This is a genomic window from Microvirga antarctica (genome assembly GCF_017921815.1).
GTDB classification, from domain to species: domain Bacteria; phylum Pseudomonadota; class Alphaproteobacteria; order Rhizobiales; family Beijerinckiaceae; genus Microvirga; species Microvirga antarctica.
Map to the genome: position 1 here is coordinate 1,359,706 of NZ_JAGEMM010000001.1, position 25,031 is coordinate 1,384,736.

General features: G+C 63.9%; 24 protein-coding genes. 11 read left to right on the forward strand and 13 right to left on the reverse strand.

Annotation, left to right across the window (positions count from 1 at the left end; genetic code table 11):
- Positions 1-208 precede the first annotated feature (208 nt).
- Genes J4G32_RS06605 through J4G32_RS06630 form a run of 6 tightly spaced genes read left to right on the forward strand, consistent with a single transcriptional unit; the run spans position 209 to position 6,514 of the window.
- Positions 209-1,795: an ABC transporter substrate-binding protein gene (locus J4G32_RS06605; RefSeq protein WP_425515497.1), complete on the forward strand. Its 1,587-nt coding sequence runs from the start codon at positions 209-211 to the stop codon at positions 1,793-1,795.
- Between the two features lie 7 nt (positions 1,796-1,802).
- Positions 1,803-2,861 carry an ABC transporter permease gene (locus tag J4G32_RS06610; protein WP_210485305.1) on the forward strand — a complete coding sequence of 353 codons (1,059 nt, stop codon included), beginning with the start codon at positions 1,803-1,805 and terminating at the stop codon, positions 2,859-2,861.
- Positions 2,861-3,793: an ABC transporter permease gene (locus J4G32_RS06615; protein WP_210485306.1), complete on the forward strand. Its 933-nt coding sequence runs from the start codon at positions 2,861-2,863 to the stop codon at positions 3,791-3,793. Before J4G32_RS06610 ends, J4G32_RS06615 begins: the two co-directional genes overlap by 1 nt.
- Complete coding sequence (locus tag J4G32_RS06620; RefSeq protein ID WP_210485307.1) at positions 3,790-4,626, forward strand: ABC transporter ATP-binding protein; 837 nt, start codon at positions 3,790-3,792, stop codon at positions 4,624-4,626. Before J4G32_RS06615 ends, J4G32_RS06620 begins: the two co-directional genes overlap by 4 nt.
- On the forward strand, positions 4,623-5,399 hold the full coding sequence (locus J4G32_RS06625) for an ABC transporter ATP-binding protein (protein WP_210485533.1): 777 nt from the start codon (positions 4,623-4,625) through the stop codon (positions 5,397-5,399). The genes J4G32_RS06620 and J4G32_RS06625 overlap by 4 nt, the downstream gene beginning before the upstream one ends.
- 47 nt (positions 5,400-5,446) lie before the next feature.
- Complete coding sequence (locus J4G32_RS06630; RefSeq protein WP_210485308.1) at positions 5,447-6,514, forward strand: dipeptidase; 1,068 nt, start codon at positions 5,447-5,449, stop codon at positions 6,512-6,514.
- Between the two features lie 92 nt (positions 6,515-6,606).
- Here the strand turns inward: J4G32_RS06630 and J4G32_RS06635 are convergent, their stop codons facing one another.
- The 7 genes from J4G32_RS06635 to J4G32_RS06665 form a co-directional block, all read right to left on the reverse strand.
- Complete coding sequence (locus J4G32_RS06635) at positions 6,607-7,446, reverse strand: ABC transporter permease (protein ID WP_210485309.1); 840 nt, start codon at positions 7,444-7,446, stop codon at positions 6,607-6,609.
- Between the two features lie 4 nt (positions 7,447-7,450).
- Positions 7,451-8,314: an ABC transporter permease gene (locus J4G32_RS06640; protein ID WP_210485310.1), complete on the reverse strand. Its 864-nt coding sequence runs from the start codon at positions 8,312-8,314 to the stop codon at positions 7,451-7,453.
- Positions 8,311-9,396, reverse strand: coding sequence for an ABC transporter ATP-binding protein (locus J4G32_RS06645; protein ID WP_210485311.1), 1,086 nt, complete (start codon positions 9,394-9,396; stop codon positions 8,311-8,313). Before J4G32_RS06645 ends, J4G32_RS06640 begins: the two co-directional genes overlap by 4 nt.
- Positions 9,397-9,463: 67 nt before the next feature.
- The gene (locus J4G32_RS06650) at positions 9,464-10,537 is read right to left on the reverse strand and encodes an extracellular solute-binding protein (RefSeq protein ID WP_210485312.1); all 1,074 of its coding nucleotides are present in this window, start codon (positions 10,535-10,537) and stop codon (positions 9,464-9,466) included.
- 198 nt (positions 10,538-10,735) lie between these two features.
- Complete coding sequence (locus tag J4G32_RS06655; RefSeq protein WP_210485313.1) at positions 10,736-11,521, reverse strand: 3-hydroxybutyrate dehydrogenase; 786 nt, start codon at positions 11,519-11,521, stop codon at positions 10,736-10,738.
- A 45-nt stretch (positions 11,522-11,566) separates the two neighbouring features.
- Positions 11,567-13,735, reverse strand: coding sequence for a malate synthase G (locus J4G32_RS06660; protein ID WP_210485314.1), 2,169 nt, complete (start codon positions 13,733-13,735; stop codon positions 11,567-11,569).
- Between the two features lie 160 nt (positions 13,736-13,895).
- Positions 13,896-15,815: an acyltransferase family protein gene (locus tag J4G32_RS06665; protein ID WP_210485315.1), complete on the reverse strand. Its 1,920-nt coding sequence runs from the start codon at positions 15,813-15,815 to the stop codon at positions 13,896-13,898.
- A gap of 508 nt (positions 15,816-16,323) precedes the next feature.
- Here J4G32_RS06665 and J4G32_RS06670 point away from each other — a divergent pair.
- On the forward strand, positions 16,324-17,055 hold the full coding sequence (locus tag J4G32_RS06670; RefSeq protein WP_210485316.1) for a hypothetical protein: 732 nt from the start codon (positions 16,324-16,326) through the stop codon (positions 17,053-17,055).
- A gap of 138 nt (positions 17,056-17,193) precedes the next feature.
- On the opposite strand, the gene J4G32_RS06675 is transcribed toward J4G32_RS06670, so the two are convergent.
- The gene (locus tag J4G32_RS06675) at positions 17,194-17,427 is read right to left on the reverse strand and encodes a helix-turn-helix domain-containing protein (RefSeq protein WP_210485317.1); all 234 of its coding nucleotides are present in this window, start codon (positions 17,425-17,427) and stop codon (positions 17,194-17,196) included.
- A 67-nt stretch (positions 17,428-17,494) separates the two neighbouring features.
- Positions 17,495-18,229, reverse strand: a complete 735-nt coding sequence (locus tag J4G32_RS06680; RefSeq protein ID WP_210485318.1) for a response regulator — start codon at positions 18,227-18,229, stop codon at positions 17,495-17,497.
- Between the two features lie 152 nt (positions 18,230-18,381).
- Between J4G32_RS06680 and J4G32_RS06685 the strand changes: the two genes are divergently transcribed.
- Together J4G32_RS06685 and J4G32_RS06690 are read left to right on the forward strand one after the other, a co-directional pair.
- Positions 18,382-19,128, forward strand: a complete 747-nt coding sequence (locus J4G32_RS06685) for a Crp/Fnr family transcriptional regulator (RefSeq protein WP_210485319.1) — start codon at positions 18,382-18,384, stop codon at positions 19,126-19,128.
- 93 nt (positions 19,129-19,221) lie between these two features.
- Positions 19,222-21,537 (forward strand): PAS domain S-box protein, encoded by a 2,316-nt coding sequence (locus tag J4G32_RS06690; protein WP_210485320.1) that lies wholly within the window; start codon positions 19,222-19,224, stop codon positions 21,535-21,537.
- Between the two features lie 8 nt (positions 21,538-21,545).
- Here J4G32_RS06690 and J4G32_RS06695 read toward each other — a convergent pair whose 3' ends face one another.
- Positions 21,546-22,025 (reverse strand): hemerythrin domain-containing protein, encoded by a 480-nt coding sequence (locus tag J4G32_RS06695; protein WP_210485321.1) that lies wholly within the window; start codon positions 22,023-22,025, stop codon positions 21,546-21,548.
- Between the two features lie 45 nt (positions 22,026-22,070).
- Between J4G32_RS06695 and J4G32_RS06700 the strand changes: the two genes are divergently transcribed.
- Positions 22,071-22,436: a hypothetical protein gene (locus J4G32_RS06700; RefSeq protein WP_210485322.1), complete on the forward strand. Its 366-nt coding sequence runs from the start codon at positions 22,071-22,073 to the stop codon at positions 22,434-22,436.
- Complete coding sequence (locus J4G32_RS06705; protein WP_210485323.1) at positions 22,408-22,845, forward strand: universal stress protein; 438 nt, start codon at positions 22,408-22,410, stop codon at positions 22,843-22,845. The genes J4G32_RS06700 and J4G32_RS06705 overlap by 29 nt, the downstream gene beginning before the upstream one ends.
- A 9-nt stretch (positions 22,846-22,854) precedes the next feature.
- On the opposite strand, the gene J4G32_RS06710 is transcribed toward J4G32_RS06705, so the two are convergent.
- The 3 genes from J4G32_RS06710 to J4G32_RS06720 form a co-directional block, all read right to left on the reverse strand.
- Positions 22,855-23,157, reverse strand: coding sequence for a c-type cytochrome (locus J4G32_RS06710; RefSeq protein ID WP_246504785.1), 303 nt, complete (start codon positions 23,155-23,157; stop codon positions 22,855-22,857).
- A gap of 20 nt (positions 23,158-23,177) precedes the next feature.
- Positions 23,178-23,582, reverse strand: a complete 405-nt coding sequence (locus J4G32_RS06715; protein WP_210485324.1) for a hypothetical protein — start codon at positions 23,580-23,582, stop codon at positions 23,178-23,180.
- 120 nt (positions 23,583-23,702) lie between these two features.
- Positions 23,703-25,004 (reverse strand): NRAMP family divalent metal transporter, encoded by a 1,302-nt coding sequence (locus tag J4G32_RS06720; protein ID WP_210485325.1) that lies wholly within the window; start codon positions 25,002-25,004, stop codon positions 23,703-23,705.
- Positions 25,005-25,031: the final 27 nt, after the last annotated feature.

Below are 25,031 nucleotides of genomic sequence, written 5' to 3' on the forward strand. Positions count from 1 at the left end.
ACACTTGAGCTGTCCTGGCCAAGCCAGCCAAGGCGAATGGCCAAGCCTTAGACTTTCGGATAATGTAGCACGGGCGCGCGCCACGGACCGGCGAGGTTTACCACTTCAAAACCAGTTCGGAGACTCGACAGACCGAGTCCGATTTGCATTCATACGCCCGCAAAACAGGCGCTCGGAGCGCCGTGAGGGAAACCCGTCAATGAGACACATGTCCAAACTTCTGATGTCGGCGGCCGTCGTAGGCCTGATGGCGACATCGTTCTCTGCCGTCCGCGCCGCGACCCCGCCGGACACCCTCGTCGAAGCGTGGCAGATCGACGACGTCATCTCGCTCGATCCGGCGGAGATCTTCGAATTCAGCTCGTCGGAGATCGCCGGCAACACCTATGAGCGGCTGATCAATTATGATCCCAAGGATGTGTCGAAGATCTTTGGCGAGGTGGCCGAATCCTGGACGGTTTCGCCCGACGGCAAGACCTTCACGTTCAAGATCCGCCCCGGCAAGAAATTCAATTCCGGCAATCCCCTGACCGCCGAGGACGTCGTATTCTCGCTGCAGCGCGCGGTCATCCTCGACAAGTCGCCCGCCTTCATCATCGGCCAGTTCGGCCTGACGAAGGACAACGCCAAGGACAAGATCAAGCTCGCCGGTCCCATGGAGGTGAGCGTCGAACTCGACAAGGCCTACGCCCCGACCTTCGTTCTCTACTGCATGACCTCGACCGTTGCCTCGGTGGTCGACAAGAAGCTCCTGCTCCAGAACGAGAAGGATGGAGACATGGGCTATGCCTGGCTCAAGACCCACTACGCAGGCTCGGGCCCCTACGCCATCCGCGACTGGAAGGCCAACGAGGTGATCGTCCTCGAGCGCAATCCGAACTACGAGAAGAAGACCCCTCTTGCCCGGGTCATCATTCGTCACATCAAGGAAACCGCCACCCAGCGCCTGTTGCTTGAAAAGGGCGACGTGGACATTGCCCGCAACCTGAACCCGGAGGAGCTCGCGGCCGTTGCCAAGAACCCGGATATCAAGGTCGAGAACGGCCCCAAGGGAACGATCTACTATCTGGGCCTGAACCAGAAGAACCCGAACCTCGCCAAGCCAGAGGTGCGAGAGGCGATGAAATGGCTGGTGGATTACGCGGCCATCACCGACACCATCATGAAGAACAAGGGCGAAGTTCACCAAAGCTTCCTGCCGAAGGGCTTCCTCGGCGAGTTGAATGAGAACCCTTATAAGCTCGACGTGGCCAAGGCGAAGGAACTGCTTGCCAAGGCGGGCCTGAAAGACGGCTTCACCGTCACCATGGACACCCGTTCGACCCCGGAGATAACCGGCATTGCACAGGCGATCCAGCAGACGATGGCGCAGGCCGGGATCAAGATCGAGATCATCCCGGGGGACAGCAAGCAGACCCTGACCAAGTATCGCGCCCGCCAGCACGATATCTATATCGGCAACTGGGGTGCGGATTATCAGGACCCCAACACCAACGCCGACACCTTCGCGGCCAACGACGACAATTCGGACACGGCGAAGGCCAAGCCGCTCGCCTGGCGCAACGCGTGGGATCCGGGTCCGCTCACGGCCAAGACCCGTGCGGCCGTCCTGGAGCCCGACGCCGCCAAGCGCGCCGCCATGTACAAGGAACTTCAGAAGGCCGTTCTGGCCGACGGACCCTTCGTGACATTCCTTCAGCAGATCGAGGTCATTGCCCTTCGGAAGAATGTGGATGGCGTCATCATCGGTCCGTCCTTCGACATGAACAGCGTCGCTCAAGCCACGAAGAAATAACCACCCGATGGCTTCGGCAACCCTGAATCAGGGCGGAGGGCACGTCGGTGCTCTCCGCCTCTTTCTCACGCGAGCGATCAAGTTCGGGCTCGTCCTCGCGACGACGCTTCTCGGGCTGGTTGCCGTCACCTTCTTCATCGGTCGGATCGTTCCCATCGACCCCGTCCTGGCAGTCGTCGGCGACCGCGCGCCGCCAGCTGTCTATGACCGGGCCCGCAAGGAACTCGGCCTCGACAGGCCGCTCATCGAGCAGTTCGTCATCTATGTGAAAAAGGCCGCCACCGGCGATTTCGGCAATTCCGTGCTCACGACCAACCCGGTCATGAGCGATATCCTGACGACCTTTCCGGCCACGCTCGAACTCGCCACGCTGGGCACGCTGATCGGCACGCTCATCGGCATTCCGCTCGGCGTGCTGGCGGCCGTCAAGCGCGGGAGCTGGATCGATCAGCTCGTGCGCCTCCTCGGGCTTGTCGGCTATTCCGTGCCGATCTTCTGGCTTGGCCTGATGGGGTTGCTGCTGTTCTACGCGAAGCTCGGCTGGGTCGAGGGACCGGGCCGGCTCGACGTCACCTATTCCTACATGTACACGCCGGTCACCAACATTGTCCTTCTCGACACCCTGATGCAGGGACAGATGGACGCCTTCTGGAATGCGCTGTCGCATATTGCACTGCCGGCCTGCCTTTTGGGCTATTTCTCGCTTGCCTATATCAGCCGCATGACGCGCTCGTTCATGCTCAACGAACTGGCGCAGGAATACGTCATTGCCGCACGCGTGAAGGGCCTGTCGGAGATGCGCGTGATCTGGCGGCACGCCCTGCGCAACGCCGCGGTCCCGTTGGTCACCGTGATCGCCCTGTCCTACGCCAACCTGCTCGAAGGGTCTGTCCTCACCGAGACGGTTTTCGCGTGGCCGGGCCTCGGCCAGTACATCACGAACTCGCTGCAGAATGCCGACATGAACGCGGTGCTCGGCGGAACGCTCGTGATCGGCGCGGTGTTCGTGTTGCTCAACCTCGTGTCCGATATTCTCTACCACCTGCTTGATCCGAGGACCCGCTGATGGCCGGCGCGCCTCCCCTCTCCCCTCCCGCCGGCACTCGCGCCTGGCTGCTGTCGCCGGAACCGGCGTCCCGCTGGCAGGCGCGCCTCGGGCGCTTCTATCTCGGCTGGCGGGCGTTCTCCAAGAATCCGCTGGCGGTGCTGGGCCTCGGCATCGTGCTGCTGCTGGTGCTGGTGGCGATCTTCGCCAATCTCATCGCTCCCTATTCGCCCATCGTGGGCGGGGATCTTCGCACCGAGCGGCTGCTGCCGCCGAGCGCCGCCCACCTGTTCGGCACGGACGATCTGGCCCGCGATATCTTCTCGCGCGTCGTCTACGGTTCGCGCACCACGCTGTGGGTCGTGATGCTGGTCGCCATCATCGCCACGCCCATCGGCCTGCTCATGGGAACGGTAGCGGGTTATCTCGGCGGGTGGGTCGACACGGTGCTGATGCGCATCACCGATATCTTCCTCGCCTTCCCGCGTCTGATCCTGGCTCTCGCTTTCGTCGCGGCCCTCGGACCTGGCATCGACAACGCCATCATCGCCATCGCCATCACGTCGTGGCCGCCTTATGCGCGCATCGCGCGCGCCGAGACGTTGATGATCCGCAACAGCGATTTCATCGCAGCCGTGAAGCTGCAGGGGGCATCCACGCCGCGCATCATCCTGGGCCACGTGGTGCCCCTGTGCCTGTCGTCCCTCATCGTCCGCGTGACGCTCGACATGGCGGGCATCATCCTGACGGCCGCAGGACTGGGGTTTCTCGGGCTTGGTGCGCAACCGCCAATGCCGGAATGGGGCGCCATGGTGGCAACGGGCCGCAATTATCTCATCGATCAATGGTGGGTCGCCGCCATGCCGGGGGCCGCGATCTTCGTGGTCAGCCTCGGCTTCAACCTGCTCGGCGATGGCCTGCGCGACGTGCTCGATCCGAAGGCCGCCAGATGACCGCAAACCTGCTCGAAGTCGAGGATCTGCGCGTCCGCTTCCACCTGCGCACGGGCATTGTCGAAGCGGTGCGCGGCGTGTCCTTCCAGCTCGGCCGCGAACGGCTCGGCATCGTGGGCGAATCCGGATCGGGGAAATCCCAGACCGGCCGGGCGATTCTCGGCCTGACGCCGCCCCCCGGCGAGGTCTCGGCCAAACGCCTGACCTTTGACGGAATCGATCTGCTGAAAGCCTCGCGGCGGACTCTACGCACCCTGCGCGGGGGCCGTATCTCCATGGTGATGCAGGACCCGAAATATTCCCTCAACCCGGTCATGACCATCGGCGAGCAGATCATCGAGGCCTACCAGGCCCATCGCAAAGCCTCCCGGGCCGAGGCGCGCGACAAGACGCTGGCCATGCTGGAGGCGGTGAAGATGCGCGATCCTGTGCGCGTCTTCAGCCTCTACCCGCACGAGGTCTCGGGCGGCATGGGCCAGCGCGCGATGATCGCCATGATGCTTGTCACAGACCCCGACATGCTGATCGCCGACGAGCCCACCTCCGCCCTCGACGTCACGGTGCAGATCGAGGTGCTGCGCATCCTCGACGAGTTGGTCACCACCCGCGGCATGGGGCTGATCTTCATCTCGCACGATCTCAAGCTCGTCTCGTCCTTCTGCGACCGCGTTCTCGTAATGTATGCAGGTCACGTGGTGGAGGAAATCGCCGCCAGCAACCTCCGGGATGCACAGCATCCCTATACCCGCGGGCTGCTGAACTGCCTTCCCAAGCTGCAGGATGACGTGCGGCCGTTGCCGACGCTCACCCGCGACCCCGCGTGGGCGCTGTGACAAACGCGATGCTCGATATTCAGAATCTCTCCGTGGTCTTCGGCGCCGGCCGCCTGCGCGTGGACGCCGTCAAGGGCGTCAGCTTTCAGGTCGAGCCGGGGGCCTCCTTCGGGCTCGTGGGCGAATCGGGCTCCGGCAAGTCGACGGTTTTGCGCGCCATCTGCGGGCTCGCGCCGATTTCAGCCGGGCGCGTGCTGGTCGGCGGCGAGGAGGTTCGATCCCCGCGCGACAAGGCGTTCTACCGCACCGTCCAGATGGTCTTTCAGGACCCCTACGCGTCCCTGCATCCCCGCCACACGGTGGACCGCACCCTGTCCGAACCGCTGGCGATCCACGGAGAAAAGAACGCCGAGGCGCGGATTCTCGAGGCCCTGCGCGAGGTTGGCCTCGGCCCATCGTTCCGCTTCCGCTACCCGCATCAGCTCTCCGGCGGCCAGCGCCAGCGCATCGCTATTGCGCGCGCGCTGATCCTGCGGCCCAAGGTCCTGCTGCTGGACGAACCCACATCGGCGCTCGACGCTTCGGTCCAGGCCGAGGTGCTCAATCTGCTCGACGACCTGAGGGTGCGTCTGGGCCTGACCTACGTGCTGGTCAGCCATGATCTGGCGGTTGTGGCCCATCTGTGCGAGCGTCTGCTCGTCATGCGTCAAGGCGAGGCGGTCGAAGAGACGACGGCCGTGGCCTTGCGCTCCGGCGCGGCGGCAGACGCATATACTCGCGCCTTGATTCAAGCGAGTCAGGGCTTTACCCGCGGGGCCGTCGCACCGGCTTAGATCTGCAACCGGGCGGTTCCGCTCCTTCGTTAGTCTTGGTGCCCTTCATGTCACGCTCGCCCCTGATGCCGGTCTTCGACGGCCATAACGACGTTCTGCTGCGGCTGATGCGAGGAAAAACGCATCCGGAACGAGATTTCCTCGAGGGGGACAATCTCGGACACCTCGATCTGCCCCGCATGAAGCAGGGCGGATTCGTGGGCGGCTTTTTCGCCGTCTACGTGCCATCCGAGGGCATGAGCCTCGACATCGACGACCTGATGACCAAGTCGCAATACGACATTCCGCTGCCGCCGGAGCTGGAGCTGTGCCGCAGCCAGCAGGTCACCGTGCACATGTCGGCGCTCCTGCTGCGCATCGAGCGGGCGTCAAAGGGTGCCGTAAAGGTGTGCCGGACGGCCGCCGACATTCGCGCCTGCCTCGCGAACGGCACCCTCGCCACCATCCTGCACATCGAGGGCGCCGAGGGCATCGACCCGGATTTCTACATGCTCGACCTGCTGCATGAGAGCGGGCTGCGCTCCATCGGCCCGGTCTGGAGCCGCTCGAACATCTTTGGCCACGGGGTGCCGTTCCGCTACCCGTCGGGCCCCGATACGGGACCGGGTCTCACCGACCTCGGCCGGGATCTCGTGCGCGCCTGCAACGCGCGCAAGATCATGATCGACCTCTCGCATCTCAACGAAAAGGGGTTTTGGGACGTCGCGAAAATCTCCGACGCACCGCTCGTTGCGACCCATTCGAATGCCCATGCGGTGAGCCCCCACTCGCGCAACCTGCTCGACACGCAGCTTGCCGCCATCCGGGAGAGCAACGGCATGGTCGGCGTCAATTTCGCCACCTCGTTCATCCGGCCGGACGGACAGCGCAATGACAACACGCCACTGGAAGAGATGGTCCGCCACATGGATCATCTGATTGACCATGTGGGCGTCGACGGTGTCGGCCTCGGCTCCGATTTCGATGGCGCGACCATCCCCAATGCCATCGGCGACGTGACGGGCCTGCCGCGCCTCGTGGACGCCATGCGCCGCCATGGCTACGACGACGCAACTTTGCGCAAGCTCTGTTACGAGAACTGGGTCAATGTGCTGGAGCGGACCTGGGGCGAGTAGCGCCAGCTCTTCGCAAGCGTTCTTTTGCGGCCGTTGAGCCTCCTGACGACGGCAGCAAACGCGCGTTCGGCGACATCACAGCCCGGCGGGCCTCAGGCCTGCGACTTCGATGTGAGCGCGAACAGGCTGGCGATGGCGCCCACGGCCAGCATCACCAAAAGGCTGACGGCATTGATGGCCGGCGTCGCGCCTTCGCGCATCTGGCCATACATGGTGATGGGCAGGGGCGCATCCGATCCGACGAGCATCAGCGTCGTGTTGAAGTTCTCGAACGACATCAGCAGCGCCACCAGACCCGCCCCCACGAGAGCCGGACGCAGGAACGGCAACGTGATGGTCCGCAGCACGCGGCCGCGGCTCGCCCCGAGGTCGAAGGCCGCTTCCTCGAGCGAGCGGTCGAACTTGCGCAGCCGTGCGGCGATGATGAGCGTCGAGATGGTGAGGATGAAAGAGAGCTGGCCCAACACCACGAGACCGAGCCCGGGGCGCATCAGGTCGAGATCCATCTGAAGCCAGTCCTCGAGGCCGTTCGCCAGGCGGGAGAAAAACGCCAGTATTGAAATGCCCAGCACCACGCCGGGAATGACGAGCGGCCACAGCATCATCATGGCCAAAAGGGTCTTGCCGGGAAACTGCGCGCGCTCGAGCACCCATGCATTGATGGTGCCGATGATCACCGCCAGCAGCGCGACCGGAACGGCAACCTTCAGGCTATTGCCGATGCTGGTGAGCCAGATCGGATCGCGCAGCACGCCGGGCTTGGGAAAGACCGCGCCGGTGCCGGTGAACCATTCGAGCGTGAAGCCACGCCAGGGCGGCGAGGGAAACGGGCTCGCGTTGAACGCGAACACCGCCACCACCACGAGGGGCGCGAACAGGAAGATGTAGAAGGCCGCGATGTAGGCTTTCCAGAGGAGCGAAGGACGGTTCATGGGTTCAAGCCTGCCGCAAGGTGGTGCCGAGCCCCTGCCCTGTCAGGCGCAGGCCGGCCCACACGATGGCCGATGACAGCAGCAGCAACAGCATGCCGAAGGCCGCCCCCTGGGGCCAGTTGAAGCGCGTGATGAACTGGGCGTAGATCTGCTCGGTGAACCACAGGCCGTTCTTGCCGCCGAGCAGAACCGGCGTCGCGAAATTCCCCACGGTCAGCATGAAAACGATGATCGAGCCCGCGACGATGCCGGGCATGGCGTGCGGGATGACGATGCGGCGCAGAACCGTGGCGCGCGAGCCGCCGAGATCGTAGCCCGCCTCTACCACCGACGGATCAAGGCTTTCCAGCGCATTCGCCAACGGCACGATCATGAAGAGAAGCCCGCCATAGACGAGGCCCAGGATCACCGCGCCGTCGTTGTAGAGAAGCTCCACCGGCTGGGTGGCAAGGCCCGTGGCGCGCAAAAGGTAGGAAATCAACCCGGTCTCGCGCAGCAGCATCATCCAGCCCAGCGTGCGCACCAACTCGGACACCCAGAACGGCAGCAGGCAAAGCAGCAGCAGCATCGCCTTCACGCGGCCCCGCGCCACCCGGGCGATGTAGAGCGCGATCGGAAAGGCGAGCAGCAAGGTGATGGCCGTCACCAGGATCGACATGATCGCCGTGCGGGCGAAGGTGCGCCAGTAAAGCGGCTCGGTGAAGAACTCGAGATAGTTGCCGAAGCCGAACTGATAGACCCGCGGCGCCACCCGTTCGCTGAACGACAGGATGAGGATTTCCACATGCGGCAGCACGATGAGAAGCCCAAGCCACAGGATGGCCGGAGCCATCATGAGGAACAGGGTGAGGCGGCGGGCCGATGTCATGCGGCAAAGACCTTCATGGCGTCCGCGGTCCAGCCCACATGGATGGGCGCCCCGACGGTGATGCCCGCCAGCGGGCCCGCCTGAGGCAGCACCGCGCGGATCGGCTCGTCGAAACCCGCAGCATTGATGAGCAGGCTGGAATTCGCGCCGTCGAACAACACCGCGGACACGCGCCCCTCGAAGCGGTTGGGAAGGATCTGCAGCGCGCCGGCCTCGGCCGCAAGCGCGATGGCCTCGGGACGCACGAAGCACAGGGCGTCGCCGGTTTTTGCATCGCCACGGCCTTGCGCCAGCACGCCCGACGAGAGACGTACCGACAGGCCACGATCGGCCGCCCCCGAGACCGCGCCGCGCCAGCGATTTGTCTCGCCGACGAAACTCGCGACGAACGGCGTGCCAGGATTGTGGTAGAGATCGCGCGGGCTGCCGATTTGTTCAAATCGGCCGCCATTCATGACGGCAATCCGGTCCGACATGACCAGCGCCTCGGATTGGTCATGGGTGATATAGGCGAAGGTGGTGTTGAAGGTGCCCTGCAGCTGCTTCAGCTCGATCTTCATGTGCTCGCGCAGCTTGAGATCCAGCGCACCGAGCGGCTCGTCCAGCAGCACGAGAGTCGGCTCGAGCACGAGGCACCGCGCGATCGCCACGCGCTGACGCTGGCCGCCGGACAGGGCGGTCACCTGCCGGTGCCCGAAGCCATTGAGGCCAACCCGCTCCAGCATTCGCGCCGCCCGTTCGTCGGCCTCAGCGCGCCCCACCCCGCGGCAGGTCATGCCGTAGGCGACGTTTTCGCCCACGCTCATCATCGGAAACAGCGCAAGACTTTGAAACACCATGTTGACCGGCCGGCGATTGGCCGGAACCCCGATCATGGAGCGGTCTCGGATGCGGATATCGCCGGAGGTCGGATGCTCGAAGCCGGCGATCATGCGCATCAACGTGGTCTTGCCGCAGCCGGACGGACCGAGAATCGAGAAGAACTCGCCCGGCGCGACGCTGAACGACACATCCTCCACGGCCGCATGCGAGCCAAAGCGCTTGGTGACGTTGACGATGTCGAGATCGTTGGAAGAAGCCATGGAATGCGCACACACAAAAAGTCATCCCCCGGTCGAGCCGGGGGATGATGATCAATCGGTTGGCGCGTTACGAGCCGGCTTTCAGACGGTCGAGGACCTTGCCCTCGATCTCCTCGATGCCGGCAGGGACGGCCGGATACCACTTGATGTTGTCGATGGCGGCCTTGGGGAAGCTCTCGGCGAACTGATCTTTCAGCTTGCCCTGCATGAGCTTGTCGGCCCCGTTCGAAGCCGTGAAGTTGCCCGCAGCGGCTGCCACCTTGGCGGCGATCTCAGGCCGCATGTTGAAGTTGATCCACTTGTAGGCAGCATCGTCGTTGCGGCCCTTGGCGGGGATCGCGAAGGTGTCGATCCAGCCCAGTGCGCCCGATTTCGGAGCGACGAACTTGATCTCCGGGTTCTCGGCGTTCAGCTTCCAGCCGCCCGTATCCCACGCCATGGCTGCCACCACTTCACCCGTGCGAAGGGCGTTGAGCAGCTGGTCCTTGCCGTCCCAGAAGAACTTCACGTTCTTCTTGCACTCCGCCAGCTTGGCGCCGACCTTGTCCATCAGGGCCGAATAGGCCTTGGCGTCGCCGTAGGCGGCGAAGGGGTCCATGCCGTTGGCGAACGCGAAGGCGATCAGCGTCGGACGCTTGGCCCGGAAGCTGGCCTTGCCGGCGACAGCAGCACCACACAGATCGTTGTAATCGGCAACCGCAGGCGCAGCCTTCGTGTTCACCACGAGGCCGTCGGTGCCCCAGATATGCGGCACGCCATAGACCTTGCCGCCGATGGTGGTGTTCTTTTTGGTCGCCGCCAGCATGGAAGCGATGAACAGGTCCGATTTCAGCTTGGTGAGATCGAGCGGCTTGTAGATGCCGAACTCAGCCTGCGGGCCGGCGATACGGTCCTGGCTCGGCTGGACCAGATCAAAGCCGGCGCCCTGGGTGGCGCGGAGCTTCGAAATCATCTCCTCGTTGTTGGAAAGGGTGATCTCGACGTCGATGCCGGTCTCTTTCGTGAACTGCTGAACGATATCGGCCGGAGCGTAATCCGCCCAGGTCAGGAGCCGCAGCTTCTCGGCGGCCTGCGCCGAGCCTGCAACCATGAGGGCGGCGAACGCCGTTGCCAGTTTAAAACCGGCGCGCTTGGTCAACATCTGAAATCCTCCAATGTGGTCCGGGTTCGACCCGTGTTCCCCAGTTGCAAAATTACATGACAGGTCGACGACACGCCATCGTTTTTCGGTGCGCCCAGCGAGATTCTTGAGCCGGCTCATGGTTGCCTAGCGTCACGCACGAGCCTGTCGCTACGGCACTTCGCGGGACAACCGCCTTCGCCTCTCGCGCACAAGGTCCTATTCGGCCGTCCAGCCGCCATCCATCGACAGATTGGCGCCGGTCATCTGGCTGGCCGCGTCCGAGCACAGGAAGACGGCGAGTGCTGCGACCTGATCGACGGTGACGAATTGCTTGGTCGGCTGGGCCTCGAGCAGCACGTCGTTGATGACCTGTTCCTTCGTCAACCCGCGCGCCTTCATCGTGTCGGGGATCTGTTTCTCGACCAGCGGCGTCCACACGTAGCCCGGGCTGATGCAGTTGACCGTGATGCCTTTGGTGGCCACTTCGAGGGCGACCGTCTTGGTGAGGCCCGCTATGCCGTGCTTGGCCGCCACATAGGCGGATTTGAACGGCGAGGCGACCAGGGAATGCGCCGAGGCGGTGTTGATGATCCGCCCCCAGCCGCGCGTCTTCATGCCCGGCACTGCGGCGCGGATCGCATGGAAAGCCGACGACAGATTGATGGCGATGATCTGGTCCCATTTCTCGACCGGAAAGTCCTCTACCGGCGCCACGAACTGGATTCCCGCATTGTTGACGAGGACATCGACCGACCCGAACGTCGTCTCGGCAAGCTTGATCATCGCGGCGATCTCGTCCGGCTTGCTCATGTCGGCCGCCGAGTGGATCGCCTTGACGCCAAACTCCCGCTCGATCGCCGCCCGCTCCTTCTCGATGGCGTCAGCGGACCCGAATCCGTTGAGGACGACGTTGGCGCCCTCCTTGGCGAGGGCGCGCGCAATGGCAAGGCCGATGCCGCTGGTGGAGCCGGTGACGACGGCAGTCTTTGAAGAAAGGCTCATGGAATTCTCCCGGAGGGTCAAAAGAGACGAGCGCGTGTTCGACGGTTAGGCGGATTGCGCCGCCTTGGCTTCCCGGCGCCGCGCATGCAGCACCCACTCGGTGTAACCGTTGGGCTGGGCGCGGCCCTTGAAGATGAGGTCGGCCGCCGCAGCAAATGCCGGACCGTCGAAAGCCGGCGCCATCGGCCGATACAGCGGGTCGCCGGCATTCTGGCGGTCGACCACCTCCGCCATCCGCCGCAGGGTTTTCGTCACCTGATCGTGCGAGACGATGCCATGGTGGAGCCAGTTGGCGATATGCTGGCTCGAGATGCGCAGGGTCGCGCGGTCTTCCATCAGCCCGACATCGTGGATATCGGGGACCTTGGAGCAGCCGACGCCCTGGTCGATCCAGCGCACCACATAGCCGAGAATGCCCTGGCAGTTGTTGTCGAGTTCCTGCTGCACCGCCTCCGGCGCCCAGTTCGATTGCGAGACCGGGATGGTGAGAATATCCGCGAGCTTTGCGGGTGCGCGCTTGCGCAGCGTCTGCTGCTGCGCCTGCACGTCGACCTCATGATAATGCAAGGCATGCAGCGTCGCGGCAGTCGGAGACGGAACCCAGGCGGTGTTGGCCCCCGCCATCGGATGGCCGATTTTCTGCGCCATCATGTCGGCCATCCTGTCGGGGGCCGCCCACATGCCCTTGCCGATCTGCGCCCGTCCGGGAAGCCCGCATGCAAGCCCGGCATCGACGTTGGATTCCTCGTAGGCCTTGATCCACGGGGTCCCCTTCATGTCGTTCTTGCGCACCATGGGACCGGCTTCCATCGAGGTGTGGATCTCATCGCCCGTGCGATCAAGAAAGCCCGTATTGATGAAGAAGATCCGTTCGCTCGCCGCGCGAATGCAGGCCTTCAGGTTGACGGTGGTGCGCCGCTCCTCGTCCATGATGCCCATCTTGATCGTGTTGCGAGCCAGCGACAGCATGTCCTCGACTTCGGCGAACAGATCGTTGGCAAACGCCACTTCCTGCGGCCCGTGCATCTTGGGCTTGACGATATAGATCGAACCCGTGCGGCTGTTGCGAAGCTCTCCCTTGGCCCGAAGATCATGCAGGGCGATGACCGACGTCACCGCCGCGTCGAGGATGGTCTCCGGGATGGCAGCGCCGGTCTCGTCCAGCACCGCATCGGTGTCCATGTGATGGCCAACGTTGCGGACGAGCATGAGGCTACGGCCGTGGAGCCGGAGGGCGCCGCCGTCGGGGGCTGTGTAAGTGCGGTCGGGGTTGAGCTTTCGCTCGATCATGCGACCGCTTTTCTCGAACCGCTCCGACAGGTCGCCCTTCATCAGACCAAGCCAGGTCCGATAAACGACCACCTTATCGGCCGCGTCCACGGCGGCCACGCTGTCCTCAAGATCCATGATGGTGGAGAGGGCGGATTCGATCACCAGATCCGACACGCCCGCCGCATCATCCGCGCCGATCGGGCTGCTCCGATCGATGGTAATCTCGACGTGCAGGTTGTTGTGCCGCAGAAGCAAAGCGGACGGATGGGCGACGTCGCCCGCATACCCCACGAACCGGGCCGGATCGGCAAGACCCGAACGGGTGCCATCGGCGAGCGTCGCCATCAACTGGCCGCCTTCAATCCCGTACGCCACCACGTCGGCATGGCGTCCGCCGGAAAGGGGGGCCGCCTGGTCAAGAAATGCGCGGGCCCGCGCCACCACCGTCTGGCCGCGAAGCTTGTTGTAGCCCGCGGCTCTCGTGGAGCCTGCCTCCTCCGGGATCGCATCTGTGCCGTAGAGCGCATCGTACAGGCTGCCCCAGCGGGCATTGGCGGCGTTGAGCGCGTAACGGGCATTCGAGGTCGGCACCACAAGCTGCGGCCCGGCGAGGCTGGCGATCTCCTCATCGACGCCCGTAGTCGCGACGGTAAAAGGGTCCGGTTCAGGCAGGATGTAGCCGATGTCCCGCAGGAACGCCTCGTAAGGCGCGGCATCGATCGGCTGCCCCGCACGATCCCGGTGATAGGTGTCGATCTTGCCCTGGAGGGCGTCGCGGGCCGCGAGCAGATCGCGATTGCGCGGCGAAAACTCGCCCACGAGCTTGGCCAATCCAGCCCAGAACACGTCGGAGGACACGCCCGTTCCCGGCAGCGCTTCGCGCTCGATGAAGTCGAAAAGGCTGGAATCGACCTGGAGGCCGTGCGTGGGAGTGCGGGTCATCTTATCTCTTTCGTGCGAGTCGCCGGGACCATAGCGCAGGGCCGGGCGGAGAGAAAAGGACCCTCGAGGGGATTCGTTCAGCCGCGGGCGGGGCGCGAACCCGGCTCGTCTGGAGCAAGTGGCGCGCTATCGCGACCGGCGCCGGGCCCTTTGCCCCGGGTTACCAGGATTCGTTCATCAGACGCTGCCCGAGCTGCATATGCTGGGCAAGGAGACGCGAGCCGTCGTTCGAGAGGTGGGCATCGTCCAGATAGATGAACGTGTCGTCGAACGCGGTCCGGCAGGATTGCGCCGAACACAGGACGTCGTCGAACCCGATCACGTCGACGTCGACCTCCTTGGCAAGGCGACGGATGAAGGCAATCACTTCGGCCCGGAACTCGTGGTAATCCTTCAGGCCGATATCACAGCTCTGGTAGGGTCCGAGCGTCATCTTGCCGGTGTGCTGCCGCTCGAGGCAAAGGCCGATATCGAACTTGCCCTTGGGCGGCGGCGCGATGACCGCGACACGCTTGCCCATGCCGCGGATCTTGTCGACCGTCTCGCGCATGGCGCCGATGGCCGCATCCAACCCCGCATCCACTTCCACCAGCTTGCCGTCCACTTCACGCAGCAACCGGTTGGGCGGGGTCAGGAACTGGCCGAACGCGCTCGACAGGACCACCACCTCGATGGAGGGAGTGTCGGCGAGAAATGTCAGAACCGACTGGTTGAATTTCAGGCATTCTTCCGCCCAGGGCCTCTGGTGACGGTCATCGAGAGGGGCGAGGTTGAGGAACGGGCCGCAGACGCTCCTTGTCGCCTGTACCACGCCCGCATCCGTCGTCGCCGCGATGCCCGGGACAAGATGCATGGCGTTGGAATCCCCCCAGACGAGCATCTTGGGGGCGGCCGCGTTGCGGCATTCAGGCTTGGGGGTGAAATCCCCGTTGAATTCGCATTGCGCCCCGAAACCCATGTTGCCCCGGCGCATGGCGACGTAGTCCACGTCGGACGAGGGGATGGATACCAAGGCAAACGGCGTGGCGACGAGGATGACAGAGGCCGCAACGGCCCCCGCGATGACCTGGCGCGTCGGGAGGATTTTCGCCCGGCGGATGGGGGATTCGACGAATCGGTAAAGCGCGTAGCCCAGGACGAACGAGAGCGCCAGAAGACCCGCGCGAACCGGCAGCGGTACTTCCGTCGAGAGATAGACGTTATGGGCGTAGGCAAATAGCGGCCAGTGAACCAGGTAGAGCGAATAGGAGAAGTCGCCGATCTTGGCCAGGCCGCGCACCGCGATGTTCGCGTTGAGTGCCTCGGAACGGCACAGGATCACCACCAGCGTGGCCACGCACACCAGAATGGCGCTGCCCCCCGGATGGCCGTCGATCAGGGGCAGAGCCGGGACGACGAGCAGGAGCATCAGCGCCGGCCCGAGGAGCCAGGTGAAGGGCCGCGCGGGCTTCATGTGGGCGAGCGCGAGCGCGCCCACCGACCCGATCGCCAATTCCCAGGCCCGGGTCGGCAGGAGGTAGAAGGCAAGGCTCGGTTTCCAGGGCACCATCACCAGGCAGAGGGCGAGACTGACGAAGAGAACCAGCCACGCGCCCCAGGACCACAGACGCCGCGGCACGAACACGAGCGCCGCCGGGAGCAGGAGGTAATACTGCTCCTCGATCGACAACGACCACATATGCAGCAACGGTTTGAAGATCGCGCCTGTGCCGAAATAGTCGGTCTGCCGCCAGAGCACCACGTTGGCCACATAGGCCACCGAGCCGAACACCTGAAGGACGAATTGCTGATACTCGGTCTTGGTGAGGAAGTACTGGGAGGCCAGCACCGTGACGAAAATGGTGAGATAGGCCGATGGCAGGATGCGCTTGGCGCGTCGGAAATAGAAGTTTCCGAAGGTGAATTTGCCGTTCTGAATGTCGTCCCGGACAATCCTGGTGATCAGATAGCCCGAGATGACGAAGAACACATCGACGCCGAGGAATCCGGACTCGAGGCCACCGATCTGCGCATGGTACAGAACGACCAGCACAACGGCTAAGCCGCGCAGTGCCTGAATGTCGTTTCGAAAAGTCGTCATCGTTCCCCAGCTCACCCGGTGCGCCACAATCGACCGTTCGAGCAGATCGTCGGCGATGCCGCGAGATGTTCGAGAACCGGAGGTCGGGGGAGACTCTGGAGCAAATTCGGTCACCCTGCCATTACTCCCTTGAGGTAGGAGGGAAGCATTGCGGATAGAGGTGAAAGGCCGAAGCGGGCAGTGTAAGCTCTGGTTGGTCGCACCCTGTACCGCCCGATGACGCAACCAGGATCAGGCCAAATGTTGCCACGGCGGGATTGACGTGGTTCGATGGAAATATCGCCGAATTTGCGGTGGTTGGACGGCAAGCGGCGTCGCTGGCTGCTGACCTGCTTCGGCAATCCGGAGGTCCCGAAAGGCGGCGTCGGGGTGCCAAAAGCAGACAGAACGGCGATTTTGATCGTCCAGACGGTGGCTATTTGACGATTTAGCGGGCACTGGAGAGTGGGGTCCGACGCGCGCGTGCGCCCCACATAATAGTGTTTCATGAAAGCGAGACTAAATTCATATGTCCGAGATTCAAGCGAGCGGCTATATTCGCGTTCCCAAGGGCACGACCGTCTATCCGACCGGCGATGGCGTGCCTGCTCCCTCGAGCCGCGACCAGGTTGTGAAGGTCAAGCGGATCTTCGATGTGGATGTGAAGAGCGAGTCGTTCTACCTGCTTCTTCCGGACGACATGCGCCTGCGCCATTTTGAGGCGAAGGAAACCAGCCGGTCCAACGCTCCGGACATTTTCGACTACACGGACGAGTTGACCAAGGGCGATTACCGCGCTGTCGAATGGTCGACGAAATGGGCCCTGATCGCGGATGTGCTCCCGGCCGAAGCCCCTGCGAGCGCCAAGCGGGGCAAGAAGGTCGATGACACGCCCCTGACCAAGCTTCAGCAGATGGTGCGCGGCTCCGTCTGGCGTTTCACGCAGGACGCGGACCTTCGCTACAAGGTGGGAAACCCCGCCTACGCATCCCTTCGCGACGATATCCAGAACAGCCTGCGTCAATTGCCGTCGCATGCCCGCACGCTGGCCGTCGAGGAAAAGCTCGCTGAACTGGGGGTCGTTGACTATATCGACGAGCCTTGGGGCCCCGTGAAGGAAGGCGAGACCTTCACGGTCATTGGCAAGCTGACATCAGGCTACGCCGGCGGACAGGACGTTCCCACCATGTTCCGCGGCGAGCGCTTCACCCTGCCCTATTCGAGCCTCGAAGATGTGGTCGAGCTGGTGAAAGCCCCGTAGAGACCCGCCGAATGCGCCGCTCCTGCGGGAGCGCGCAACAGGCGACTCTCCACCTGGCGCCCCGAAGCGGCGTCTCGCGGATCTCGAGGCTGACACGCTCTTGAGATCCCGTTTGCCCCAAGCAAGCCGCAGAGCCTCTCAGATCAACTGGTCCTGTGGCACCTCAAGCGCGGCGGACAGGCTCTCGAGCATGGCTTCCTCGATATCCTTGTGGCCATCCTCGATCGCCTCGATATCGTCCTTTGAAATGCCGCTCTTGGCCGCGAGGTCGTCGCGCGAGATGTTGCGCCATCGGCGATACGCCATCAGAGCAGGCTCACCTCCCTCGATGGCATACTTGATATCGATCGGCACTCGGAACGCGTCCGTCATTGGCGTATCCTCTCGCGACGGAGTCTAGCACACAACTTCCGGCCTTGGGGTTCTTGCCTGCCGACTCTTAGGGATGCTCCACGTCGCCGGTGAACAGATAGCCGACGCCCCGCACGGATTTGATTAATGTCGGCCTCTTGGGTTGAGTCTCAATCTTGCGGCGAAGCCGCGCCACTTGCGCGTCGATGGCCCGGTCGAATGCCTCCCAGCGCCGTCCGCGGGTGAGATCCATCAACGTATCCCGATCGAGGACGCGGCCGGGATGGGCCGCGAAGGTGGCCAGAAGATCGAACTCGCCACTTGTCAGCGGCACCAGTTGGCCGCCGGGGGTCGTCAATTCCCGCCGTCCGAGATCAAGCGCCCAGCCGTCAAAGCGGATTCTGGCACTGGAACTTGCGGGCCCCGCAACGGCACTGTTGTTCGGCGCTGGCGGCCGCAACCGGCGAAGCACGCTTTTGATCCGGGCCAGAACCTCGCGCAGGTGAAACGGCTTGGCCATGTAATCGTCCGCCCCCACCTCCAGGCCGACAACCGTGTCCAGCATGTCCGTTCGCCCGGTGAGCATGATGATGCCGATGGCTGCGGTGCTGCGGATCTCGCGCGCCAGCTGGAGGCCGTCCTCGCCGGGAAGCATCAGGTCGAGCAGGATGAGGTCGATGGGGTGACGCTGGAGGCAAGTGCGCATGGCTGCGCCGTTTTCCGCCGTGGACACGGCGAACCCCTCGCCCATGAGATAGGTGGACAGCATGCGCACAATGCGGGGGTCATCGTCGACGATCAGGATATGAGGCTGCTCAGGCATGGAACGTCCTCGTGGTCGTCATCTGAGGGTGAGCCCCTCGGCCTGTCACAGAATGTTACAGAACGCGTACATATCCGTACATGGGCATGATACGTCTGTGACAATCTGCTGGTCTACTCGGCATCGGGTCATGATCCCATGCGGAGCAAGCCATGTATTCCTCACTCGCCGCCCCGAACCGCACCGACCCGGGCCCCGCCTTCAGCCTTGTACGCGAGGGCGAGACCCTGGAAAGCCTCTTCGCGGCACAACCCAGCGAGACCTTCGCGTCGGGCCAGGCCGTATTCTGGGAAGGGGACGCATCCAGCCACTTGTTTCAGCTGACGGAGGGCTGTCTGCGGCTCTATCGCATTCTTTCTGACGGTCGTCGCGCGGTCACGGGCTTTGTCTTTCCGGGCGAGAGCCTCGGCGTCTCGTTCCAGGGCCCCCATCTCTACACCGCTGAGGCGGTCACGCCGGTTCGGCTGAACCGTCTCAGTCTCAGCAGGCTTTACGCCGCAGTGGACGCTTCGGTGCATCTTCGTCAGCAATTGCTCGCCCGGATGTATCGGGACATGAGCGCGGCCCAGCATCTTATTATCCTGCTGGGCCAACTAAGCGCCGAAGAGCGGGTCGCGAGTTTTCTGCTTTCCGCAGGGCGCCGGTCGGGGGCCGATCGCAGCAGGCCGCTCACCATCGACCTGCCGATGAGCCGCCTCGATATTGCGGATTACCTGGGCCTGACCATCGAAACCGTGTGCCGCGTCTTCTCGAAATTCAAGCGCGACGGCCTGATTGCCCTGGAAGGCCGGCAACGCATCGTTCTCAGGCATCCGGCCGCATTGCAGGCCTTGGCAGGCGGAGGCGGCGAGGATTCCGGCGAAGCAAAATCCGTACGGCTCACCGCACGAGCGCATTGAAACCTCGTCCAACCCGCGTCGCGTCGCCTTTGCGGGCGGCGTACGAAGGCCTAGAGTTGGCATTGCCGCAACCGGCGCCAGGGATCTGCATCAATGGAGCGCCCGAACGATAAGGAGAAGGCGCGAGAGGCCGCATTCGAGCCGGAGCGTTTTCAGGTCGCATTCGACCAGGCTGCGGTGGGAATCTGGCTTGTGGATCTGGCCGGCCTCGTGATTGACGTGAATGAGGCCGCCTCCGGAATCCTGGGCTACCGACACGATGAAATCATCGGACGGAACTTCGCCGATTTCGTCCATCCGGACGATCTGCCTCAGGCTCAGGCGGTCGCGTCTCGACTGCTTGACGGTACGATCCCGAGCTACCGCATCGAAAAGCGCCATCTGCGCAAGGATGGCTCGACCGTGTGGGTGCGGATGACGTCGTCACTTGCCGGAACCGGCATGTCACGCCGCTACCGCATCTCGATAATCGAGGATATCAGCGAGCGCAAACAGGCCGAGGAGGCGCAACGGGCGAGCGAGGCGCGCCTTCGCACCGTGCTCGAGGCCATCCCGATCGGCGCCGTGCTGACCGACGCTGGCGGCCGGATCGTCGAAGTCAACCGGGCCTATCTTGACCTGATCGGCCGCACCAAGGCCGAGGTCTTGTCGGGTCAGGTGGGATTGGACGAGGTGACCGCACCGGAATCGATCGCGTCCGACCAGCGCGCCGTCGCCGAGGCCCGTGCATCGGGTGTCTCCGCCCTGTACGAAAAGGATTTTCTGCGCAACGGCCAGCGCGTGCCCGCCCTGGCGGCCTGCGCCACCCATGATGGCATCAGCTTTGCGGCTTTCGCTCTGGATCTGACTGAACGGAAGGCAGCCGAGGCCGCTCTGCAGGAGCGCGAGGCGCGGCTGCGCTCCATCGTCGACACGGCCCCCGAGGCGCTCATCACAATCGGCGAGCGCGGCGTGATTGAATCGTTCAGCCGATCCGCCGAGATCCTGTTCGGCTACGCAGCCGAGGAGGTGGTGGGGCAGAATGTCAGCATGCTGATGCCAGCGCCCTACCGGCAGGAGCATGACGGCTATCTGGAGCATTATCGGCGGACCGGCGAGCGCCGTATTATCGGAATCGGCCGCGTCGTCAGCGCCCAGCGCAAGGATGGCAGCGTCTTTCCGATGGAGCTCGCGGTCGGCGAAGTCCAGACGGGCGGCAGGCGCCTGTTCACGGGCTTCATTCGCGATCTGACGGCGACGCGCAAGATCGAGCAGGAATTGCGACAGGCCCAGAAAATGGAAGCGATCGGCCAACTCACAGGAGGGGTGGCCCACGATTTCAACAATCTCCTGACGGTGATTCTCGGAAATCTCGAGATGCTCGAGGCGGGACTGACAGACGAGCGCCAGATGGCCCTGGTGCGGGAGGCGCGGGAGACCGCAGAGAATGGCGCTCAGCTCACCGAGCGCCTGCTTGCGTTCGGGCGTCGGCAACCGCTGCAACCGAGACCCACCAATATCGGGCAATTGCTGGGTGAGATGACTCCGCTCCTGCGCCGCACCCTCGGCGAAGCGATCGCCGTCAGGGGCAAGTCGGACAATGACCTCTGGACCGTGCTTGTCGACCCGAGTCAATTGCAGAACGCCCTCCTGAACCTCGCCATCAACGCCCGCGACGCCATGCCGGATGGCGGCCGGCTGATCCTCACCGCGGAGAATACCGAGCTCGAGGCTGATTACGTCCGCTTCTATCCGGAAGTGAGAGCCGGCCGCTACGTGATGGTCGCGGTCACAGACACGGGAAGCGGCATGTCCCGGGATGTGCAGGAGCGGGCCTTCGAGCCGTTTTTTACCACCAAGGATGTCGGAGCCGGCAGCGGACTCGGCCTTGCCATGGTGTATGGCTTTGCCAAGCAATCGAACGGGCATGTGGCTCTCTACAGCGAACCCGATCGCGGCACGACAATCCGGATCTATCTGCCGCGCTTTGCGCCTGTCGGCGAGGCCGCGATCGAGCAGCCGATCGACAGTCCCATCGGTGATTTTCGCGGCCGCGGCGAGCTGATTCTCGTCGTGGAGGACGATGCGCGGGTGAGACGCATGACAATGGCGCGCCTGCGCGAACTCGGCTACCGCGTTCTCGATGCCCCCGATGGCCCGTCGGCGCTGGCGATTCTGCAAGGGCACCGCAATGTGCAGCTGCTGTTCACCGACATGATCATGCCCGGCGGCATGACCGGTGCCGATCTGGCGGCAGTGGCGCGGGAATCCTGGCCGTCGATCAAGGTGCTGCTGACATCCGGCTATGCGGAGCCTGATGTGGTGCAACGCGGCCACGCCACGGAAGCGCGGTGGCTCAAGAAGCCCTATGCAAAGGCGGAGCTTGCGCGAACGCTTCGGCTCATTCTCGACGAGCCAGGACCGGCCTGACGAAATAGCTACACGAGCCGCTCGGGCCACCGTGCGCGCGTCGGCTCACGTGTGACGAATTGCTTCAGGGCTGCGCCCACGAGAAGGGCGGCGGGGTACAGAATCTCGGCCTCGCACAAGATGTGCCGCTGCAGCCTTTCAGCAAGTGCTCCCGCCGACGCATCGCCAACCTCGGCAGCGGCTGCCGCGAGATCGTCAAGGGCGCGCCCAATTGCTTTCTGATCCGCCTCGATCAGCGGGCCTTGCTTCTTGAGCTGTTCGGTCAGCGCAATGACGCCCGGTGCGTCGGGAACTGACCGTCCGGCAGCAATGTCAGCGAGGATGCCTAGCGGACGAAGTCCATCTTCCTCCCGGGCGAAATGGGGGTGGATCAACTCGTCCACGCATCGCGCCGCCGCACCGAGTCGACCGCCTCCGTTGACCACGCAGGACAGTGCGCGTTCAAGGGCGTCGAGCTCCGCTTTGAGGGGCGCGGGAATTGACAGCATGTTGTCTTCTCACACCAGAAACGCCGCTGCGAGCCGGATGCCCGCATGTCCGAGAAAAATGCTACGGCGGGACGCCATTGGTCCGCATTGCTCAATATCAATATGGAAACGGGCTGGCGGCGATCGCGTGCCGGCGGCCGGCTTGCCTCCCCTGTGAATTGCGATGCGGATCTTGTGGTTCCGGTCGCATACGGTCATGCCCGGGACCATTCAGCTGCTCACGGCTCATTGAAACCAAAGAAGCCTCACGAATGTCTCGACCCAGAGTTCGAGGCAGAGGCTTTCGGAAAAGTCCCTTTGGAACATGGCCGATTGACGAGGATCAATGCCAAGCTGGCCCGGCAGCCCTTTGCTGAGCTCTCCAGAGCGGAGGGAGATTTTCATGTATCGCAACATTCTCGTTGCCACTGACGGGTCGTCACTATCCGGCCGCGCCGTGGAACATGGAGCCGGTCTCGCCGAAGAGCTCGGCGCAAAGCTGTTCGTGCTGACGGTCACCGAGCGTTTTCATGTCTTTGCCGTGGAGGCGGATCAACTAGAGGAGACGCCGACATCGTTCAAGCGACAGATGAAGATGGCTGCCGACCGCGCCCTGTCGGAAGCTACCGCCATTGCATCACGCGTCGGCATGGACCCGACCCCGATCCACGTCGAGGACGATGCCCCCTATGCGGCGATCATCCGCACAGCGGAGGAACGCCGGTGCGATGTCATCGTCATGGCGTCGCATGGGCGCGGGGGTCTGTCGGCCTTCCTGTTGGGCAGCGAGACCATGAAGGTGCTGGCCCATTCGAAAATCCCTGTCCTGGTCGTCAGGTGAGGCCGCAGATCATTTCTGGATCGATTGCAGATACGCGATCAGATCGTTGATCTCGGCCGCATCGAGCTGGAATTCCGGCATGGTCGGATGCCCGGTGGTGATGCCCTCGGCGAAGGATTCCGCCAGGTTCTCGATGGGGTAGCGCGTGTGCAATATCCGGAACGGCGGCGCCTCCGACAGCGGGCTGTCGCCGATCCGCCCGATCGCATGGCACTGCGCACAGTGAACCTGTGCGAAATGCGCGCCTCGCTGAATACGCCCCTCCTGGGCAGTCGCCGCATGCGGCGCCGCCACGGCCAGCGTCAGTGCCATCGCCGCAAGGCCCCGGGGCATCATCGGGCGACCGCCGCGCTCTGCCGGCCGATCGGTTCCACCGCAACCACCTGAAAGGTGTGTGGTGCGTCGTCCTCATTCTTGATGGTGACGTATTCGCCGCTCGCGAACCGATGCTGACTGAGGCGATAGCCCGGCTCCTCGTCGCCCGTCCGATCCTGGTCGTAGTCGATCATCCAGGTCGCACCACCCGCGCCGCCAGCGCGGTGGACCAGAACACCCTGGCGGGGGGCCTCGTCGTCCCAGAACCGCCGGACGCGGCATTGGCTGCGTTGCGTTGCCCAGCTCTCCTGATCGAGCAGCCCGGCCCCGTCGAGGGGCGCGGTGATCTCGTAGCCGCGATGCGCGCTCCCCTCAGGGAAATCCTTGCTGCGGGCCAGGTGGAGCGTGATGTGATAGAGCACGGTATTCTCCCGAATTCAGCCGATCATGGGCTCTCAGGACACCATCCTGGCCCATTGCGCGGCTCGTCGCCTTGATCGCGATCAATCCCGCTGGGCTTGCGGCGGCATCCGCGCGCAGTATCAGGACAGGACAAAAAATCCGAGGGTCACGATGGCCATGACGCAGGTGGCAAGCCAGCCGCCCACGAGAGCCGGACGCGACAGGGTGAGACGCCCCATGATGCGGGGGTTCATGCCGATCACCATCATGACCGCCATAAGCGGCGCGGCCAGAACGCCGTTGACCACCGCGCTCCAGTACAGGGCCTTGATCGGGTCGAATCCCAAGAGGTTGAGGGCGACGCCCCCGAGGGTGGCGACCGCAATGGTCGCATAGAACGCCTTCGCCTCTCGCGGGCGACGGTTGAGACCCTCTGTCCAGCGAAAGGTCTCGCTCACCGCGTAGGCGGCCGATCCGGCAAGAACAGGGACCGCCAGCATGCCGGTGCCGATGATCCCGGCCGAGAAGAGGGCGAAGCTGAACTCGCCGGCGACCGGTCGCAGGGCTTCTGCCGCCTGTGCGGAGGTCTGGATATCCGTGACGCCATTGGCGTTCAGCGTGGCGGCCGTGGCGAGGATGATGGACAGGGCGATGAGATTGGAAAAACCCATGCCGGTGATCGTGTCGAGGCGGATCCGGGACAGTTCCGGCCCGGCATCCCGCGGGGTGATGCAGAGCGGCTTCACGTGCCGCCTGTGCTGCTCCTCGACCTCTTGCCCGGCCTGCCAGAAAAACAGATACGGGCTGATCGTCGTGCCGAGAACGGCGACCATCGCCATCGCATGCGGTCCATCCAGAACGAACTGCGGCACCAGCGTGCTGAACAGCGCCTCGCCCCAGGGCACGTGGACAGAGAAGACCACCGCCACATAGGCAAACAACGACAGGGTCGTCCATTTCAGCACCGCGGCGTAGCGATCGTAGCTCATGAAGGTTTCGAGCAGGATGCACACGATCCCGAACAGCACCGTGTAGACAAGCGGCGGCCCGCCGATCAGCAAGCCCAGCGCCGCGCCCATGGCGCCCAGATCTGCGCCGAGATTGATGACATTGGCGACAAGAAGCAGCAGCACGACCGAGCGCAGCAGCCACGGATTGTAGTGCCGACGGAGGTTCTGCGCGATGCCGTAGCCGGTAACGCGGCCAATGCGCGCGCTCACCGCCTGGATCACCGTCATCAGGGGAAAGCTGAACAGCATCGTCCAGGCGAGACCATAGCCGAATTGCGCGCCGACCTGACTGTAGGTCGCAATCCCGCTGGGGTCGTCGTCGGCGGCCCCCGTCACCAAGCCGGGGCCAAGCGTTCTCAGAAAGCCGAGCGCCCCCCATTTGCGTCGGGGCCGCTCGGTTGGTGGCGTCCCGGCTTCAGACGGCTCGACCATGATACTCTCGTTCGCAGCGGTGGCCGA

What these genes read in the sequence shown, in the direction of transcription:
- J4G32_RS06710 (WP_246504785.1), bottom strand. Translation starts at nt 23,157, where the DNA reads ATGGCACTGACGCTGGCCGTGGCGGCGCCGCATGCGGCGACTGCCCAG.
- J4G32_RS06645 (WP_210485311.1), bottom strand. Translation starts at nt 9,396, where the DNA reads ATGGCTTCTTCCAACGATCTCGACATCGTCAACGTCACCAAGCGCTTT.
- J4G32_RS06680 (WP_210485318.1), bottom strand. Translation starts at nt 18,229, where the DNA reads ATGCCTGAGCAGCCTCATATCCTGATCGTCGACGATGACCCCCGCATT.
- J4G32_RS06650 (WP_210485312.1), bottom strand. Translation starts at nt 10,537, where the DNA reads ATGTTGACCAAGCGCGCCGGTTTTAAACTGGCAACGGCGTTCGCCGCC.
- J4G32_RS06610 (WP_210485305.1), top strand. Translation starts at nt 1,803, where the DNA reads ATGGCTTCGGCAACCCTGAATCAGGGCGGAGGGCACGTCGGTGCTCTC.
- J4G32_RS06690 (WP_210485320.1), top strand. Translation starts at nt 19,222, where the DNA reads ATGGAGCGCCCGAACGATAAGGAGAAGGCGCGAGAGGCCGCATTCGAG.
- J4G32_RS06655 (WP_210485313.1), bottom strand. Translation starts at nt 11,521, where the DNA reads ATGAGCCTTTCTTCAAAGACTGCCGTCGTCACCGGCTCCACCAGCGGC.
- J4G32_RS06665 (WP_210485315.1), bottom strand. Translation starts at nt 15,815, where the DNA reads ATGACGACTTTTCGAAACGACATTCAGGCACTGCGCGGCTTAGCCGTT.
- J4G32_RS06640 (WP_210485310.1), bottom strand. Translation starts at nt 8,314, where the DNA reads ATGACATCGGCCCGCCGCCTCACCCTGTTCCTCATGATGGCTCCGGCC.
- J4G32_RS06695 (WP_210485321.1), bottom strand. Translation starts at nt 22,025, where the DNA reads ATGCTGTCAATTCCCGCGCCCCTCAAAGCGGAGCTCGACGCCCTTGAA.
- J4G32_RS06720 (WP_210485325.1), bottom strand. Translation starts at nt 25,004, where the DNA reads ATGGTCGAGCCGTCTGAAGCCGGGACGCCACCAACCGAGCGGCCCCGA.
- J4G32_RS06675 (WP_210485317.1), bottom strand. Translation starts at nt 17,427, where the DNA reads ATGACGGACGCGTTCCGAGTGCCGATCGATATCAAGTATGCCATCGAG.
- J4G32_RS06620 (WP_210485307.1), top strand. Translation starts at nt 3,790, where the DNA reads ATGACCGCAAACCTGCTCGAAGTCGAGGATCTGCGCGTCCGCTTCCAC.
- J4G32_RS06615 (WP_210485306.1), top strand. Translation starts at nt 2,861, where the DNA reads ATGGCCGGCGCGCCTCCCCTCTCCCCTCCCGCCGGCACTCGCGCCTGG.
- J4G32_RS06635 (WP_210485309.1), bottom strand. Translation starts at nt 7,446, where the DNA reads ATGAACCGTCCTTCGCTCCTCTGGAAAGCCTACATCGCGGCCTTCTAC.
- J4G32_RS06705 (WP_210485323.1), top strand. Translation starts at nt 22,408, where the DNA reads ATGTATCGCAACATTCTCGTTGCCACTGACGGGTCGTCACTATCCGGC.
- J4G32_RS06685 (WP_210485319.1), top strand. Translation starts at nt 18,382, where the DNA reads ATGTATTCCTCACTCGCCGCCCCGAACCGCACCGACCCGGGCCCCGCC.
- J4G32_RS06605 (WP_425515497.1), top strand. Translation starts at nt 209, where the DNA reads ATGTCCAAACTTCTGATGTCGGCGGCCGTCGTAGGCCTGATGGCGACA.
- J4G32_RS06660 (WP_210485314.1), bottom strand. Translation starts at nt 13,735, where the DNA reads ATGACCCGCACTCCCACGCACGGCCTCCAGGTCGATTCCAGCCTTTTC.
- J4G32_RS06630 (WP_210485308.1), top strand. Translation starts at nt 5,447, where the DNA reads ATGTCACGCTCGCCCCTGATGCCGGTCTTCGACGGCCATAACGACGTT.
- J4G32_RS06670 (WP_210485316.1), top strand. Translation starts at nt 16,324, where the DNA reads ATGTCCGAGATTCAAGCGAGCGGCTATATTCGCGTTCCCAAGGGCACG.
- J4G32_RS06700 (WP_210485322.1), top strand. Translation starts at nt 22,071, where the DNA reads ATGTCCGAGAAAAATGCTACGGCGGGACGCCATTGGTCCGCATTGCTC.